This window comes from Telluria sp. ZB4P37 (assembly GCF_059685855.1).
In genome coordinates this window covers 62871-79823 of sequence record NZ_JCASID010000018.1, presented here as the reverse complement: position 1 = coordinate 79823, position 16953 = coordinate 62871, and the positions used below count along the sequence as shown (strand labels likewise).

Sequence of the window (16953 nt, the reverse complement as noted above, 5' to 3'; positions counted from 1 at the left end):
CCCGTCATCAACACGAAAACTGCCCGAACGCGTCCAAAACAAGCTAGAACAGCGCCCTCGAAGCGGCCGGGGGCACTCTAGTGAAGAGGTATCGAATTATCTTGGACACCAGTGCGCCTTGGGGACAACCCAAGTTCTCCCACCGAAGCCGCACCACCAGCACTTCACCAAGCCGATGGGTTACGATCCTCCCATGCAAGCCACCGCCCCCATCCCCTTCGCGTAGCCCTGCTCTACTGGCTCAAGCTCGGCTTCATCAGCTTCGGTGGCCCGGCCGGCCAGATCGCCCTGATGCATGCCGAGCTGGTCGAGCGGCGGCGCTGGATTTCGGAGCAGCGCTTCCTGCACGCGCTGAACTATTGCATGCTGCTGCCCGGCCCGGAAGCGACCCAGCTGGCCGTCTACATCGGCTGGCTGCTGCACCGCACCTTGGGCGGCATCATGGCCGGGCTGCTGTTCATCCTGCCTTCGCTGCTGCTGCTGATCGGCCTGTCGTGGATCTACCTGGCCTGGGGCCACCTGCCGGCGGTCGCCGGGATCATGGCCGGGATCAAGCCGGCGGTGGTCGCCATCGTGATCGGCGCGGCATGGCGCATCGGCACGCGCACCTTGCGTAACAGCGTGCTGTGCGCGATCGCCGCGCTGGCTTTCATTGCCATTGCCGTGTTCGATATTTCCTTCCCGCTGATCGTGCTGCTGGCAGCGGCGGCGGGCTTCGTGGGCGGGCGCATCTGGCCACACCGCTTCCAGCCCGGCGGCGGCCATCCTCTTGAGCGCAAGCATTACGGCCCGGCGCTGATCGATGACGATACGCCGACACCGGAACACGCCCGCTTTTCGCTGCGCGGCCTGCTCAAGGTGGCGCTGACCGGCAGCGCCCTGGCCTTCGGCGCCTGGCTGGCGCTGGCCGCCATCTATGGCGTAGACGGCACCCTGGCCCGGATGGGCTGGTTCTTCACCAAGGCCGCATTGATGACCTTCGGCGGCGCCTATGCGGTGCTGCCCTATGTGGTGCAGGGCGCGGTCGAGAAATACGGCTGGCTGAGCGCCGCGCAGATGATCGACGGGCTCGCGCTGGGCGAAACCACGCCCGGGCCCCTGATCATGATCGTGGCCTTTGTCGGCTTCGTGGGCGGCTGGACCGGTGCGCTGTTCGGCCCTGCCGCGCTGCCCCTGGCCGGGGCCGCCGGCGCGCTGGTGGCGGCGCTGTTTACCTTCCTGCCCTCCTTCGTGTTCATCCTGGCCGGCGGGCCGCTGGTCGAGTCCGGGCGCGGCAACGTCCGGCTCACCGCGCCCTTGACCGCCATCTCGGCCGCCGTGGTCGGGGTGGTCGCCAGCCTGGCCGTGTTCTTCGGGCAGCACGTGTTTTTTGCCGGCGGCACGGCGCAGCCGGGGGCGATGCTCATCGGCGTGGCAGCCAGCATCGCCCTGCTGCGCTTCGAGCTCAAGCCCATCCCCTTGATCGCCGCCTGTGCGCTGGCGGGGCTCGTGCTATCGTATTGGCATGGCTGAAAAAATCATCATGATCAACGACTTGCGCTCACCGATGCTGCCGGTCCCAAGCCAGGTCGACGCACCCACCGGACAGCTGTCGGATGCGCTTGGCCGGCCGCTGCACGACCTGCGCATCTCGGTCACCGACCGCTGTAATTTTCGCTGCGTGTATTGCATGCCGAAGGAAGTGTTCGACAAGGATTACGCCTACCTGCCGCACAGCGAGCTGCTCTCCTTCGAAGAGATCACGCGCGTGGCGCGCATCTTCGCCGCACACGGCGTCGAGAAGATCCGCCTGACCGGCGGCGAGCCGCTGCTGCGCAAGAACCTGGAGCGCCTGGTCGGCATGCTGCGCGCCCTGCCCACCCCAAGCGGGCGCCCGCTCGACCTGACGCTCACCACCAATGGCTCGCTGCTGGCGCGCAAGGCCCAGGCCCTCAAGGATGCGGGCCTGGACCGGGTGACGGTGTCGCTCGACGCGCTCGACGAAACCATGTTCCGCCGCATGAACGACGTCGACTTTTCCGTGGCCGACGTGCTGCACGGGCTGGACGCCGCGCATGCGGCCGGGCTCGGGCCGATCAAGGTCAACATGGTGGTCAAGGGCGGCACCAACGACGGCCAGATCCTGCCGATGGCGCGCCATTTCAAGGGCTCGCCCTTCATCCTGCGCTTCATCGAATACATGGACGTGGGCGCCTCGAACGGCTGGAACATGGATGAGGTCATCCCTTCCGCAGAGGTGATTCGGCGCATCCATGCCGAACTGCCCGTCGCGCCGGCCTCGGCCAACTACGCAGGCGAGACCGCCGCGCGCTGGCGCTACCTCGACGGCAGCGGCGAAGTCGGCGTGATCTCCAGCGTCACCCAGGCCTTCTGCCACGACTGCTCGCGCCTGCGCCTCTCGACCGAGGGCAAGCTCTACACCTGCCTGTTCGCCACCCGCGGCCACGACCTGCGCGCCCTGCTGCGCACCGGCCGCACGGACGAGGAGCTGTCCGCCGCGGTTGCCCAGCTCTGGCGCGGGCGCACCGACCGCTATTCGGAAACGCGCACCATTGACACCTCGGGTCTTGCGTCAGGCGCCAAGCGGGTTGAAATGTCTTACATCGGCGGTTAAAAAAATGGACAAAAAACTCATCACAGGACTGGTCCTGGCGGGGGGGCGCGGCTCGCGCATGGGCAATGTGGACAAGGGCCTGCAGCCCTTCCGCGGCAGCACGATGGCCCAGCACGTGATCGACCGCCTGCTGCCGCAGGTCGGCTCCGTCATGGTCAACGCCAACCGCAACCTGGAAGCCTGGCTGGAACTGGCTGCCCCGGTGTGGGCTGACGAAACGCCCGGTTTCGCGGGGCCGTTGGCCGGCCTGGAAGCGGGCCTGCGCCACTGCGTCACGCCCTGGCTGCTGGCCGCGCCCTGCGATTCACCCTTCCTGCCGCAGGACCTGGCCGTCAGGCTGGCCGCCGCGGTGGAAGACGCGGATGCCGACCTGGCCTTCGCCGCGACGCAAGAGCCAGGCATGCGCCCGCAAGCGCATCCGGTGTTCTGCCTGGTCAAGGCAAGCCGGCTGCCGGTGCTGTCCCGCTATCTTGCAGAAGGTGGACGGCGCATGGATGGCTGGTACAAGGACCTGAAGGCGGTCGAGGTCCTGTTCGAGGACGTCGATGCCTTCCGCAACATCAATACGCTCGAAGAGCTGCGCGTGCTGGATGACACATTGCCCCCGACCCTGGCGAAGGTGACCAGCTGCCTGGATGGCTACGACCCGGACGCGCTGCCCGTGCGCGACGCCCAGCGCATCATCCGCGACTTCGTGCAGCCGGTACGCGCGGTCGAAAAAGTCGCGCTGCGTGCAGCCCTGGGCCGCGTGCTCGCAGCAGACGTCATCTCGCCGATCAACGTGCCGGCGCACGACAATTCGGCGATGGACGGGTTTGCACTGCGCGGCTCAGACCTGCGTCTTGACGCGCCGGTGAGCTTGCGCGTGATCGGCACCGCCTTTGCCGGCAATCCGTCCGGCCTCGTTCCGTCATCGGGCGAGTGCGTGCGCATCATGACGGGCGGCGTCATGCCCGTCGGCTGCGACAGCGTGGTGCCGCAGGAATTCGTCAAGCAGGATGGCGAGACCATCACCTTGAGCGCCGGCGTGATCCGCCCTGGGGACAACCGCCGCTTCGCCGGCGAAGACCTGAAGGCCGGCAGCCCGGCACTCAAGGCTGGCCGCATCGTGCGTCCCGCCGACCTGGGCCTGCTGGCATCGCTCGGCATGCCCGAAGTCGCGGTGCAACGGCGCCTGCGCGTCGCTTTTTTCTCGACCGGCGACGAACTGCGCTCGGTCGGCGAGCCCCTGGATGAGGGCTGCGTCTACGACAGCAACCGCTACACGATCTACGGCATGCTGCAGCGCCTGGGTTGCGACTTCATCGACATGGGCGTGGTGCGCGACGATCCGCAAGCGCTGGAAGACGCGCTGCGCAGCGCCTGCGAGAACGCGGACGCGATCATCACCTCGGGCGGCGTCTCGGTCGGCGCGGCCGACTATACCAAGCAGGTGATGGGAAAACTGGGCGACGTGACCTTCTGGAAGATCGGCATGCGCCCCGGGCGCCCGCTGGCTTTTGGCCGGATCAAGTCGAATGGCCGCAGCGCCTTCCTGTTCGGCCTGCCCGGCAATCCGGTCGCCGTGATGGTGTCCTTCTACTTCTTCGCGCGCGAAGCGCTGCTGCGCATGATGGGCGCCGACGCCCCGTTGCCCCTGCTGCGCGCGCGCTCGAGCGTGGCGATCCGCAAGAAGCCGGGCCGCACCGAATACCAGCGCGGCATCCTGTCCCAGGGCATGGACGGCCAGCCGGAAGTGCGCATCACCGGCTCGCAAGGCTCGGGCATCCTGCGCTCGATGTCGGAGGCGAATTGCATGGTCGTGCTGCACGACGAGCAGGGCAATGTCGTGTCGGGCGATATGGTGGACATAATCCCGTTTGAGGGTTTGATGTAACCCGCCGCGGCGGCGGGATCATTCGTCGCCGTCGCTGCGGTCGGTCCCCAGCAGCAGCTGCGCCGCTTCGGCCGGCAAGGCTTCCACCGACTTCAACTTCTTCGCCATCGCGCGGCTGCGCACTTCGGCGCCTTCGATGTTCTTGGCGGCCTTTTCCAGGGTCGCCTTGGTGGTGGCCAGCACGTCGCCGAACTTGGTGAACTCGGTCTTCACCGCGCCCAGCACCTGCCACACTTCGGACGAGCGCTTTTCCAGCGCCAGCGTGCGGAAGCCCATTTGCAGGCTGTTGAGCAGCGCCGACAGGGTCGACGGGCCGGCGATCGACACGCGCAGCGAGCGTTGCAGGTCGTCGGCCAGGCCGGGCCGGCGCATCACTTCCGCGTACAGGCCTTCGGTCGGCAGGAACAGGATTGCGAAGTCCGTCGTCTGCGGCGGCGACACGTATTTCTCGCAGATGGTCTTGGCTTCCAGGCGCACCGCGCGTTCCAGCTCGGCGCCGGCACGGGTCACGCCATCGGCGTCGGCCCGGTCAGCCGCTTCCAGCAGGCGCTCGTACTGCTCTTTCGGGAACTTGGCGTCGATCGGCAGCCAGAGCGGCGCGCCGCCCTCGCTCACGCCCGGCAGCTTGATCGCGAATTCCACCCGTGCGCCGGTGCCGGCGACGGTCTCGACGTTCTTGGCGTACTGGTCGACGGTGAGCACCTGCTCGAGCAGCATCTCGAGCTGCACTTCGCCCCAGGTGCCGCGGGTCTTGACGTTGGTGAGCACTCGCTTGAGGTCGCCCACGCCGATGGCCAGCTGCTGCATTTCGCCCAGGCCCTGGTGCACCTTTTCCAGCCGGTCGCTCACCTGGCGGAAGGATTCTGTCAGGCGCGTTTCCAGCGTGGCGTGCAGCTTCTCGTCGACGGTCTGGCGCATCTCTTCCAGGCGCTTGGCATTGTCCGTCTGCAGGTCGCGGATCTTGGTTTCCAATGTGCCGCGCACTTCCAGCATGCGCTGGGCATTCGATTCGGTCAGGTTCGACAGGGTCTGCTGCAGCGTGTCGGCGAAGCGCTTGAGCGCGCGCGCCTGCTCTTCGCGGCCGCTGGAGGATTGCAGCTGCATTTGCTGGCGCATGCTGTCGAACTGCTGCACGCCGGCGGCATGGTACTGGCCCATGTGCCCCGCCACTTCCTGGCGCGTGGCCTGAGCGGTGGATTGCAGCTCCAGGCGCAGCTCGCGTTCGAGGCGCTCGATGTGGCGGCCATCGCCGGCGTTGCGGGCGCGGTTAAGGAGCAGCATTTGCAGGACGATGATAACCAGCAGGGCCAGCAGGATCAGGAGTTCGGCGATACCCATGTCAGTCCGCCTTGTTCCGCATCCAGTCGGCCGTCTGGTACAAGGACTGCATCAGCCGCATGCGCAGCGCTTCGTCGTAACCCAGGTCTTCCATCGCCCAGGCCATGGCGCGCAGCCACTGGTCGCGCTCCTGGGTGCCGATGGCAAACGGCAGATGCCGCGCGCGCAGGCGCGGGTGGCCGTGCTGCTGCACGAACAAATCGGGGCCGCCGGTCCAGCCGGACAGGAACATGAATAGCTTCTCGCGCGAACTGTCGTTGGGGCTTGGATGCATGGCGTGGATGACAGCGAATTCCGGCTCCAGCTCCATCAGGTCGTAGAAGCGGTCGACCAGTTCGCGCAGGCGGCTGGCGCCGCCCATCACGTCGTACAGTGTTTGGGATTCAGACATGGGCAGCATGATAGCGCAGCCGGGACGGCCCGTGGCCCTCCCGGCATGCCCCTGTTGCAAACGCGCTTAGGCTTCGCGCAGGGTTTGCAGCGGCGGCTGGCGCAGCACGCTGCGCAGGCCCAGCCAGCCGCCCAGCAGCGCGCAGATGACACCCGCCGCGACGCCGGCCAGCCACACGCCCGGCTCGAAGCGCCAGGCGAACTTGAAGACGTATTCGGCCAGCGCCCAGCCCATCGCCGCCGCGCCGCTCGCCGCCAGCGCGCCCGACAGGCTGCCCACCAGGATGAATTCGATGCGCTGGGCCGTGGCCAGCTGCCCGCGGGTAGCGCCGAGCGCGCGCAGCAGGCCGGCTTCGCGCGTGCGCTCGGATTGGGAACCCATCAGCGCCGCGTACAGTACCAGCACGCCCGAGGCGAGCGTGAACACGAACAGGAATTCGACCGCCACCACCACCTGGTCGAGCACGTCCTGCAGCTGGCGGATGATGCCGGAGACGTCGATCACGGTCAGGTTCGGGTAGGCGCGCGTCAGGCTGTTGGTCAGTCCGCCCGCACTGCCGGGCAAATGGAAAGCCGTCATGTAGCTGCGCGGGGCGTTCTGCATCGCTTGCGGATTGATGATGACGAAGAAGTTGGCCCGCATCGAGCCCCATTCTAGCTTGCGCAGGCTGGTCACCTTCGATTCCACTACCAGGCCGCCCATGTCGAAGCGCATCACGTCGCCAAGCTTCAGGCCCAGGGTCTGGGCCAGCTTCTGCTCGACCGAGGCTTCACCCATGCCGGCTGCCGCACCCGGCGCATCGACGAACCATTTGCCGGCCACCACCTCGTTCGACTCGGGCAGCCTGTTCGTGGTCGACAGGTTGAATTCGCGTTCGGCCATGCGGCGCGCTTCGCCGTTCTGGAAGCTGTCGCGGGTGAGCTGCCTGCCGTTGATGGCAGTGAGGCGTCCGCGGATCATCGGGAACAGTGTCACGTCCTTGACGCCGGCACCGAGCAGCTGGCGTTCGACGCCGGCGGCTTGCTCCGGCTGGACATTGATGATGAAGCGGTTCGGCGCATCCGGCGGCGTGGCCGTGCGCCAGGCCGCCATCAGATCGCCGCGCACCACGGTGAGCAGCAGCAGCGCCATCAGCCCGAGCGACAGCGACACCACCTGCACCACGGTCGCGCCGGGGCGGCGCTGCAGCGAAGTGATGGCAAAGCGCCAGCCCTGGTGCCTGAAGGCTCCGCGCAGGTGGCGCAGCAGGCGCAGGCCCATCCAGGCGACCAGGGCAAACACGCCCAGGCCACCGAGGAAGCCCGCCGCGGTCATCAATGCCAGTTTGGTGTCCCCGGCCTGCCACAGCAGCAGCGCCAGGAACACGCCGATGCCCAGGCCATAGGTGGCCAATGCAAGCGGCTGCGGGGCCGCCGCTTCGCGCCGGATGACGCGGTTGTGCGGCACGTTGCGCAGTTGGAGCACCGGCGGCAGCGCAAAACCAATCAGCAGCAGCAAGCCGGTGGCGATGCCCTGCAGCGCGGGCAGCATCGACACCGGCGGCAAATCCGGCGGCAGCAGGCTGCCAATCAGTTCCAGCAGGATGAAGTGGGCGCCGAAGCCGACCAGCACGCCCAGCACGCTGCCCGCAAGGCCCACCAGCGCGAATTCGATCAGGTACATTGCGCCGACCTGGTTCTGGGTCAGCCCCAGGCAGCGCAGCATGGCGCAGGCGTCCAAATGGCGCTGCATGAAGCGGCGCGCCGCCATGGCGACCGCCACTGCCGCCAGCATGGCCGACAGCAGCCCGACCAGCGACAGGAAGCTGTCGGCGCGGTCGAGCGTCGCACGCATCTCGGGCCGGCCGTTTTCCAGGGTTTCTATGCGCACGCCGCGCACGTTGCGGGCGGCCAGGTCTGCGCGCAGCCATTTTTCGAAGGCGGCAACGGTGGCCATGTCGTTCGTCGAGGTCGAGGCCACCTGCAGGCGGTAGGTCACGCGCGAGAATTCGTCCACCAGCCTGGTGGCCGGCAGGTCCTGCAGCGACAGCATCACGCGCGGCGCGAAATTGGCGAACGAGGCGCCCTTATCGGGTTCGGTGGCAATCAGCTGAGCGATGCGAAAGCGCTTGTCGCCCAGCTGGATGCTGCTGCCCACGCCCACGCGCAGGGCCGGCAGCAGGTTGGCGTCAACCCAGACCGTGCCCGGTTCGGGCGTGGCGCGGGTCTTGCGGCCGATGGCGCCGCCCGCCTCATCCGGATTGGTGGTGATGCTGAGCTGCCCGCGCAGCGGGTAGCCCGGCTCGACCGCCTTCACCGCGGCCAGCTGGGCGCTTGAAGCTTCGCCCTCGCCGGCCTGCGCCATGCTCTGGAAGGCCACCGTTTCGGCCACCAGCAGGCCGCGCCGGCGCGCTTCCTCGCGCCAACCCTTCTGGATCGGGTCGTCGGCATTCACCAGGAGGTCGGCGCCCAGCAGCTGGTGGGCGTCGCGGTTCAGGCCTGCGCGCATGCGGTCGATGAAGAAGCCGACCGAGGACAATGCCGCCACGGCCACGATCAGGGCCACCAGCAGGAAGCGCAGCTCGCCGGCGCGCCAGTCGCGGGCGGTCATGCGGAGGGATTGTCTGAACATGTGCTGCCTTTATACGTTGGCGAAGAAGGCATCCACTTCGGCCAGGTAGGCGCGCTTGCGCTCCGGGTCGAGGAAGGAAGCGGCAAAGCTGTTGTGCGCCAGCTGGCGCGCGTGGCCGGCATCGAGCGGCAAGGCCTCAAAAGCGGCGATGAAATTGTCGTTCATGTAGCCGCCGAAATAGGCCGGGTCGTCCGAATTGACGGTGGCCGCCAGGCCTTTGTCGAGCAGCTCGCGCAGGTTATGGCTCCCCATCACGTCGAACACGCGCAGCTTGATGTTCGACAGCGGGCAGACGGTCAGCGCCATGCCCTCGCGCACCAGGCGCGCCACCAATTCCGGGCTTTCCAGGCTGCGCACGCCGTGGTCGATGCGTTCGACGTGCAGGACGTCGAGCGCGCTTTCGATATAGGCGGGCGGGCCCTCCTCGCCCGCATGCGCCACCAGGCGCAGTCCGAGCTGGCGTGCGCGCTCGAACACGCGCGCGAATTTTTCGGGCGGATGGCCGACCTCGGAGGAATCCAGGCCCACGCCGATGAACTTGTCGCGGTAAGGCAGGGCCTCGTCGAGCGTGGCCAGCGCTTCTTCTTCGGACAGGTGGCGCAGGAAGCACATGATCAGGCTGGCGCTGATGGGAGCGTCCTGGCAGGCGCGCCAGATGCCCGTGATGACCGTTTCGAAAGGCACGCCGCGCGCGGTATGCGTCTGCGGGTCGAAGAAGATCTCCGTGTGGCGCACGTTGTCCGCCTGCGCGCGCGCGAGGTAGGCAGCCGTCATGTCGTAGAAATCCTGCTCGGTCAGGAGCACGCTGGCGCCGGCGTAATAAATGTCCAGGAAGGACTGCAGGTCGCTGAAAGCGTAGGCCTCGCGCAACGCCTCGACCGAGGGATAGGGTAGCGAGACGCCGTTTCTTTGTGCCAGCTCAAATATCAGCTCTGGCTCCAAAGATCCTTCGATATGGATATGTAATTCGGCCTTCGGCATGGTTAGCAGAATGCGGCGCAGCTGGTCGTTCAGCATAGTTTCTCCGGCGGGACAAGGCGTGGTGGACAAGTGTAACGCATGCGTGCCAAAGGCTTTTCCGTCATAGGAAAAACCGCCATTTCCCGGGCACGATTTGCGTGCGGCGCGGCTTGGGCATACAGTGCAGTATCGGCTCGCGATCACGAAAAAAACGACAGGCCGGAAGCAGGTCCACAGGCATCGATCGATCGCCATGACGGGAAGACAATACGGTCGTTTTGTAGCCTTTCCGCCACCCTGCAAAAACCTTCTTTCCTTATTCGATTCAAGCACTTACATAACTTACATCAGCTTGCACGACACGCTTTGACTTCGGGAACTATTAGGCACATAATAAATTTCACAAACGCAAAAAAAGACGCTCTCCAACAGCGGGAGACCGGAAACCATTCCGGGCCAATAACAAAAAAATCGCAGCATCGGCGGCACCGGCCACCCCGGTTCCGCATGCGGGCGACCGACTAGGAGCAACGCCAAAAAAACCCCGGGGCCAAGGCTGCCTTTGACAATTCGGCTGCAATGACAGTGATCGTTGTTAGCACATGCTGTTTGTACATAAAGGACATTCGAAATGAGCATCTTTGACAACTACGCAGCCCGCTACGAGCGCACCCGGGAAGAGGAATATTCCATGTCGGAGTTCCTCCAATTGTGCAAACAGGATCCTCTCACCTATGCCACCGCCCCGGAACGCATGCTGGCCGCCATCGGCGAGCCTACCCTGGTCGACACCCGCCTCGACCCGCGTTTGTCGCGCATTTTTGCGAACAAGGTCATCAAGATCTATCCGGCCTTCCGCGAGTTCTACGGGATGGAAGAAGTGATCGAGCAGGTGGTCTCCTACTTCCGCCACGCGGCGCAAGGCCTGGAAGAACGCAAGCAGATCCTCTACCTGCTCGGCCCGGTCGGCGGCGGCAAATCGTCGATTGCGGAAAAGCTCAAGAGCCTGATGGAGCACGTGCCCTTCTATGCGATCAAGGGTTCGCCCGTCAACGAATCGCCGCTCGGCCTGTTCAACGAACTCGAGGACGGCACCATCCTCGAGGAAGACTACGGCATCCCGCGCCGCTACCTGCGCGCGATCCCGAGCCCGTGGGCGGTCAAGCGCCTGCATGAGTTCGGCGGCGACATCAACAAGTTCCGCGTCGTGCGGCGCTATCCTTCGATCCTGAAGCAGGTCGCGATTTCCAAGACCGAGCCGGGCGACGAAAACAACCAGGATATTTCCTCGCTGGTCGGCAAGGTCGACATCCGCAAGCTCGAAGACTATGCCCAGGATGATCCGGACGCCTACAGCTATTCCGGCGGCCTGTGCCTGGCCAACCAGGGCCTGATGGAATTCGTCGAGATGTTCAAGGCGCCGATCAAGGTGCTGCACCCGCTGCTGACGGCCACGCAAGAGGGCAACTACAAGGGCACCGAAGGCTTCGGCGCGATTCCCTTCGAAGGCATCGTGCTGGCGCACTCGAACGAGTCCGAGTGGAAGACCTTCCGCAACAACCGCAACAACGAGGCTTTCCTCGACCGCATCTATATCGTCAAGGTGCCTTACTGCCTGCGCGTGTCGGACGAGATCAAGATTTACGACAAGCTGATGCACAACTCCTCGCTCGACAAGGCGCCCTGCGCCCCGGGTACGCTGCGCATGATGGCTCAGTTCGCCATCCTGTCGCGCCTGAAGGATCCCGAGAATTCCAGCGTCTATTCCAAGATGCTGGTCTACGACGGCGAGAACCTGAAGGACACCGATCCCAAGGCCAAGTCGCTGCACGAATACGTCGACTACGCCGGCGTGGACGAAGGCATGAACGGGCTGTCGACGCGCTTTGCGTTCAAGATTTTGTCCAAGGTCTTCAACTTCGACAATACCGAAGTGGCGGCCAACCCGGTGCACCTGCTGTACGTGCTCGAACAGCAGATCGAGCGCGAGCAGTTCCCGCCGGAGACCGAACAGCGCTACCTGTCGTATGTCAAGGAGCACCTGGCGCAGCGTTACGTCGATTTCATCGGCAAGGAAATCCAGACCGCCTACCTGGAAAGCTATTCGGAATACGGCCAGAACATTTTCGATCGCTACGTGACCTTTGCCGACTTCTGGATCCAGGACCAGGAGTTCCGCGATCCGGACACCGGCGAAAGCTTCGACCGCGAATCGCTCAATGCCGAACTCGAGAAGATCGAGAAGCCGGCCGGCATCTCGAACCCGAAAGATTTCCGCAACGAGATCGTCAACTTCAGCCTGCGTGCGCGGGCCACGAATGCCGGCAAGAATCCGGCATGGACCAGCTACGAGAAATTCCGTAGCGTGATCGAGAAGAAAATGTTCTCGAACACAGAGGAACTGCTGCCGGTGATTTCCTTCAATGCCAAAGCGAGCGCCGAGGATGCCAACAAGCATGCCGACTTCGTGGCCCGCATGGTCGAGAAAGGCTATACGCCGAAACAGGTGCGCCTGCTCTGCGAATGGTACTTGCGCGTAAGGAAGTCGTCGTAAGGGAGGAGCGCGGGGCACGCCTGGCACGCCCCGCGATGTATGCTTGACGAGGCCGCCCGGCGGCGGCGCAGGCCCCGCCCCGGACCTTCGGCTTCGTTGGCATGTGCGCCGTACGCACAATCGCGCAGCGTATTAAGATAAGGGCACCGGGAGCTTGCCGGTACCCCGCGTGTTTCCAGGGAGGCCTGTTTTGACTTACCTCATCGACCGTCGCTTGCAGGGCAAGAACAAGTCAGCGGTCAACCGCGAACGCTTCCTGCGCCGCTACAAGGCGCAAATCAAGGATGCAGTCGGCCGCGCGATCAAGGGCCGCTCGATCACCGACATCGAGAACGGCGAGAAGGTCACGATTCCAGTCAAGGACGTGAACGAGCCGCATTTTGGCCATGCCCATGGCGGCGTCTGGGAAACGGTCAACCCCGGCAATACCGAATACCAGAAAGGCGACCAGTTCAACCGCCCCCGCAGCGGTGGCGGCGGCGCCGGGCGCGGCCGCGCCGGCAACAGCGACCAGACCAACGAAGACGATTTCATTTTCGAGCTGTCGCGCGAAGAATTCATGAACTATTTCTTCGAAGATCTCGAGCTGCCGAACATGGTCAAGACCCAGCTCGCCCAGACCGTCGAATTCAAGAGTCAGCGCGCCGGCTACAACGTGTCCGGCACGCCATCGAACATCCACGTGCTGCGCTCGCTGCGCGGCGCACTCGGCCGCCGCATCGCCGTCGGCGGCCCGGCCCGGCGCCAGCTCAAGGAAGCCGAGGAAGAATTGCAGTTGCTGCTGGACGCCGGTGCTCCCGCCGACGACGAGATGGTGGTGGAGCTGAAAGAGCGCATCCACCACCTGCACATTCGCCTGAATGCGATCCCCTTCATCGACCCCTTCGATTTGCGCTATTCGAACCGGATCAAGGTGCCCAAGCCAAGCACCCAGGCGGTGATGTTCTGCATCATGGACGTCTCGGGCTCGATGGACGAAACCCGCAAAGATACCGCCAAGCGCTTCTTCATCCTGCTCTACCTGTTCCTCAAACGCGTGTACGAAAAGATCGAAGTGGTCTTCATCCGCCACCATACGGCCGCGGCCGAGGTCGACGAGAACGAATTCTTCCACTCGCGCGAGTCCGGCGGCACCGTGGTGTCCTCGGCCCTGCACCTGCTGCAGAAAGTGATTTCCGAGCGTTACGGCAGCGCCGACTGGAACACCTACGTGGCCCAGGCCTCCGACGGCGACAACTGGGACAACGATTCGGTGCTGTGCAAGCAGATCCTGAGCAACGCCATCATGCCGCGGGTCCAGTACTACACCTATGTCGAGATCACCGACGGCCCGCCGCAGAACCTGTGGGAGCAATATTGCGAGGTGGCCGACCACCACAAGAATTTCGCCATGCAGAAGATCGTCACGCCGGCCGACATCTATCCGGTCTTCCGCGAGCTGTTCAAGAAACAGCCGAAGTAAGCACGACCCCAGAAGATACGGAGGCACCCATGCCACGAGACCCGAACAACCCGCGCGCCCTGCCCGAACAGTCCGAATGGACGTTCGACCTGATCGAGCAGGCGCACGACGAAATCAAGCGGGTGGCCAAGCGCTACAACCTGGACACCTACCCGAACCAGCTCGAGATCATCACCGCCGAGCAGATGATGGACGCCTACACCTCGGTCGGCATGCCGGTGTCCTATAACCACTGGTCCTTCGGCAAGCATTTCCTGTCCACCGAGAAAAGCTACAAGCGCGGCCAGATGGGCCTGGCCTACGAGATCGTCATCAATTCGAATCCCTGCATCGCCTACCTGATGGAGGAAAACAGCCTGACCATGCAGGCGCTGGTGATTGCCCATGCTGCCTATGGGCACAATTCCTTCTTCAAGGGCAATTACCTGTTCCGTACCTGGACCGATGCCGACGCGATCGTCGACTACATGGTGTTTGCCAAGAACTATATCGCCGAGTGCGAGCAGCGCTACGGTATCGATGCGGTCGAAGACCTGCTCGATTCCTGCCACGCCCTGCAAAACTACGGGGTGGATCGCTACAAGCGTCCCGCCAAGCTGTCAGTGGCGCAAGAAAAGGCCCGCCTGAAAGAGCGCGAGGAGTATGCCCAGTCGCAGGTCAACTCCATCTGGCGCACCCTGCCGCTGCGCGAGGAACAGGTGATGGATGCGGCGCCGGTGCGCTTCCCGCCCGAACCCGAAGAGAATTTGCTCTATTTCATCGAGAAGTACGCCCCCCTGTTGGAGCCCTGGCAGCGCGAACTGGTCCGGATCACGCGCAAGATCTCGCAGTATTTCTATCCACAGCGCCAAACCCAGGTGATGAACGAAGGCTGGGCCACCTTCTGGCACTACACCATCCTGCAAGACCTGTACAAGGAAGGCATCGTCGGCGACGGCTTCATGCTGGAATTCCTGCAGAGCCACACCAATGTGGTCTACCAGCCGCCGGCGACCAGCCCCTATTACAGTGGCATTAATCCGTATGCGCTGGGTTTTGCGATGATGACCGACATTCGGCGCATTTGCGAAGAGCCGACCGATGAAGACCGGGCCTGGTTCCCGGACATGGCCGGCAGCGACTGGGTCAAGACCCTCGATTTTGCGATGCGCAACTTCAAGGATGAAAGTTTCATCGCCCAATACCTGTCGCCCAAGCTGATCCGCGATTTCCACTTCTTCGCCGTACTCGACGACGACCGCAGCGACAAGCTGACAATTTCGGCGATCCACGACGAACAAGGCTACCGCTACGTGCGCCACAAGCTTGCCGAGCAGTACAACATCGGTAGCCGCGAGCCGAATATCCAGGTCTGGCAGGTCAATACCCGGGACGACCGCGCCCTGACCCTGCGCCACACCCAGTTCAACCGGCGCCCGCTGAACCAGCAGGCCCAGGAAGTACTGAAGCACGTGGCCCGCCTGTGGGGCTTCGACGTGCGCCTGGAAACCGTGGACCCGAGCGGCCATGTGGTCAGTTTCCTGGAGTGCCGCCGCGAAAAGCGCGGCCGCTGAGGCTTTCTGCTCTGCCGATCCGCCGCCCTTTGGTGGCGGACGCGGCAATCCTTCGGTTTTCCGTCTTTTCTTCCTTGCGTTCGGGAAGTGCTGGCGGCATCCTTCCTGTTCTCAGCGCATGAAAGCGGCAGCGGGAATGCCGGGCTTCTGCCGACCGCGCCTTCCTTCTGATACCACCGGGCCGGGACGATCGGGTCGGACAGGCTACTGTTGTCCATTACACTTTTTTCCTTGGCATCCCCGGTGGCGTTACCACCCACCCCCCGCCTTGACGTCCACCTCTCCGCAATTTTTTTGCGCCTGGGTGCGCTAACACACTGTTCAAATCCCTTGATGTCATGTAGTTTTGCTATGCAAACGTCGCGATGGCGGAGCCGAATGCTTGCCGTTCGCACTACTGATGCATATCAAGACGCGTTTTGCCCATCACTTTCGGCTATGGCTTATAGCAGGGAGCGGTCCGTTTTTGGCAGGTCAACAGTACGCACGGGTTTCATAAAACTGGCTATAGTTTGCAGAAAGATCAGAAGTTGATTATATAAAATTTGCCAGTAGCCGATTTAGGCGTCAAAAATTTGGCAAATGCGGCATTCCTGCCTGACGATCCACACATGGAGGAGAACTGCGACAAACAATTACAAATCATCCTTGCTTTCTGGATCACAAATACGCTGGCGCCGCGCATGTATAGATGAGCTTGTTTGCCTGTTTTTACAGGTAGATAGAACTCTTTTGGGGATGCAAAAATGTATGCCCAAAAAAGAATTCGTAGGTATAATTCTTTGATCTCCCGCAAGCGGCCCTAGGTTTTTGTCGTGTTGAGTGGGTTTAGTGGCAACAAAAAAGAGTTGGTATTGGAGAAAGATGGCATGAATTTTACGCATGAGAAGAACCCGGGAAAGAATTTCACAGGTCTCGCCATTGTCATCCTGTTGCACGTTCTGGTAGCTTGGGCTGTGGTCAATGGCCTGGGCACCCGGATCGTTAACAAGGTAACCGAGGCTGTGGAAACGAAACTGATTGAAGAGGTGAAGCCGCCGCCGCCGCCGGACACACCGCCACCGCCGCCACCGCCGGAAATGAAGGCTCCGCCACCGCCGTTCATCCCACCGGTTGAAGTGCAGGTGCAGACGCCTCCGCCGCCGCAAAATGCGATTACGACGGCAACCAACACGCCGCCGCCGACCACTTCGCTGGCACCGCCGGCACCACCAGCACCGCCGGCTCCGCCAGCAGCGCCACGTGGTCCGAGCCGTACCGAAGCAGTGGCCGACTTCAACACCTGCGCACGCCCGGAATATCCGCGTTCGTCGCAGCGTAACGAAGAGACCGGTACTACGACCCTGCAGTTCCTGATTGGTGCTGATGGTCGCGTGATGGATTCCAAACTGCAGAAGTCGAGTGGCTTCCGCGACCTGGACCGAGCCGCCCAAACGGCTCTGAGCAAATGCCGATTCAAGCCGGCCATGGTTGATGGCCAGCCGCAACAGGCGTGGACAGCGGTGCAGTACGTCTGGACGCTGGAATAAAACCGAGACAGAACACCGTCTCAATCTTTGATTTTCGTTGTTATAAGTTCAGCGAACTGTCTATTT

The 16953-nt window shown here is 63.5% G+C and carries 11 protein-coding genes; 7 read left to right on the top strand and 4 right to left on the bottom strand.

All coding sequences use genetic code 11. The features are described from left to right. Positions 1-291: 291 nt before the first annotated feature. Genes chrA through moeA form a run of 3 tightly spaced genes read left to right on the top strand, consistent with a single transcriptional unit; the run spans position 292 to position 4490 of the window. Positions 292-1512: a chromate efflux transporter gene (gene chrA, locus AC56K1_RS21050; RefSeq protein ID WP_497159734.1), complete on the top strand. Its 1221-nt coding sequence runs from the start codon at positions 292-294 to the stop codon at positions 1510-1512. Next, entirely contained in the window at positions 1505-2614 is a 1110-nt protein-coding gene (gene moaA, locus AC56K1_RS21045) for a GTP 3',8-cyclase MoaA (protein WP_497159733.1), read from the top strand. The genes chrA and moaA overlap by 8 nt, the downstream gene beginning before the upstream one ends. A 4-nt stretch (positions 2615-2618) precedes the next feature. Next, entirely contained in the window at positions 2619-4490 is a 1872-nt protein-coding gene (gene moeA, locus AC56K1_RS21040) for a molybdopterin molybdotransferase MoeA (RefSeq protein ID WP_497159732.1), read from the top strand. 18 nt (positions 4491-4508) lie between these two features. Here the strand turns inward: moeA and AC56K1_RS21035 are convergent, their stop codons facing one another. The 4 genes from AC56K1_RS21035 to AC56K1_RS21020 are packed head-to-tail and all read right to left on the bottom strand — an operon-like array spanning position 4509 to position 9846. After that, positions 4509-5828 (bottom strand): DNA recombination protein RmuC, encoded by a 1320-nt coding sequence (locus tag AC56K1_RS21035; RefSeq protein ID WP_497159731.1) that lies wholly within the window; start codon positions 5826-5828, stop codon positions 4509-4511. A gap of 1 nt (position 5829) precedes the next feature. Further along, positions 5830-6228 (bottom strand): group II truncated hemoglobin, encoded by a 399-nt coding sequence (locus AC56K1_RS21030; RefSeq protein ID WP_497159730.1) that lies wholly within the window; start codon positions 6226-6228, stop codon positions 5830-5832. Positions 6229-6285: 57 nt separating this feature from the next. Beyond that, a complete protein-coding gene (locus tag AC56K1_RS21025; RefSeq protein WP_497159729.1) occupies positions 6286-8829 on the bottom strand; it encodes an ABC transporter permease in 2544 nt (847 codons plus the stop codon). Between the two features lie 9 nt (positions 8830-8838). Then, positions 8839-9846 carry an adenosine deaminase gene (locus tag AC56K1_RS21020; protein WP_497159728.1) on the bottom strand — a complete coding sequence of 336 codons (1008 nt, stop codon included), beginning with the start codon at positions 9844-9846 and terminating at the stop codon, positions 8839-8841. 574 nt (positions 9847-10420) lie between these two features. Here AC56K1_RS21020 and AC56K1_RS21015 point away from each other — a divergent pair. The 4 genes from AC56K1_RS21015 to AC56K1_RS21000 all read left to right on the top strand — a co-directional run bounded on the left by AC56K1_RS21015 (position 10421) and on the right by AC56K1_RS21000 (position 16887). After that, the gene (locus tag AC56K1_RS21015) at positions 10421-12343 is read left to right on the top strand and encodes a PrkA family serine protein kinase (RefSeq protein ID WP_497159727.1); all 1923 of its coding nucleotides are present in this window, start codon (positions 10421-10423) and stop codon (positions 12341-12343) included. A 190-nt stretch (positions 12344-12533) separates the two neighbouring features. Then, positions 12534-13805, top strand: a complete 1272-nt coding sequence (locus AC56K1_RS21010) for a YeaH/YhbH family protein (RefSeq protein ID WP_497159726.1) — start codon at positions 12534-12536, stop codon at positions 13803-13805. A 29-nt stretch (positions 13806-13834) separates the two neighbouring features. After that, positions 13835-15358, top strand: a complete 1524-nt coding sequence (locus tag AC56K1_RS21005) for a SpoVR family protein (RefSeq protein ID WP_497159725.1) — start codon at positions 13835-13837, stop codon at positions 15356-15358. A gap of 869 nt (positions 15359-16227) precedes the next feature. Then, the gene (locus AC56K1_RS21000) at positions 16228-16887 is read left to right on the top strand and encodes an energy transducer TonB (RefSeq protein ID WP_497159724.1); all 660 of its coding nucleotides are present in this window, start codon (positions 16228-16230) and stop codon (positions 16885-16887) included. The last annotated feature ends 66 nt before the right edge of the window (positions 16888-16953 follow it).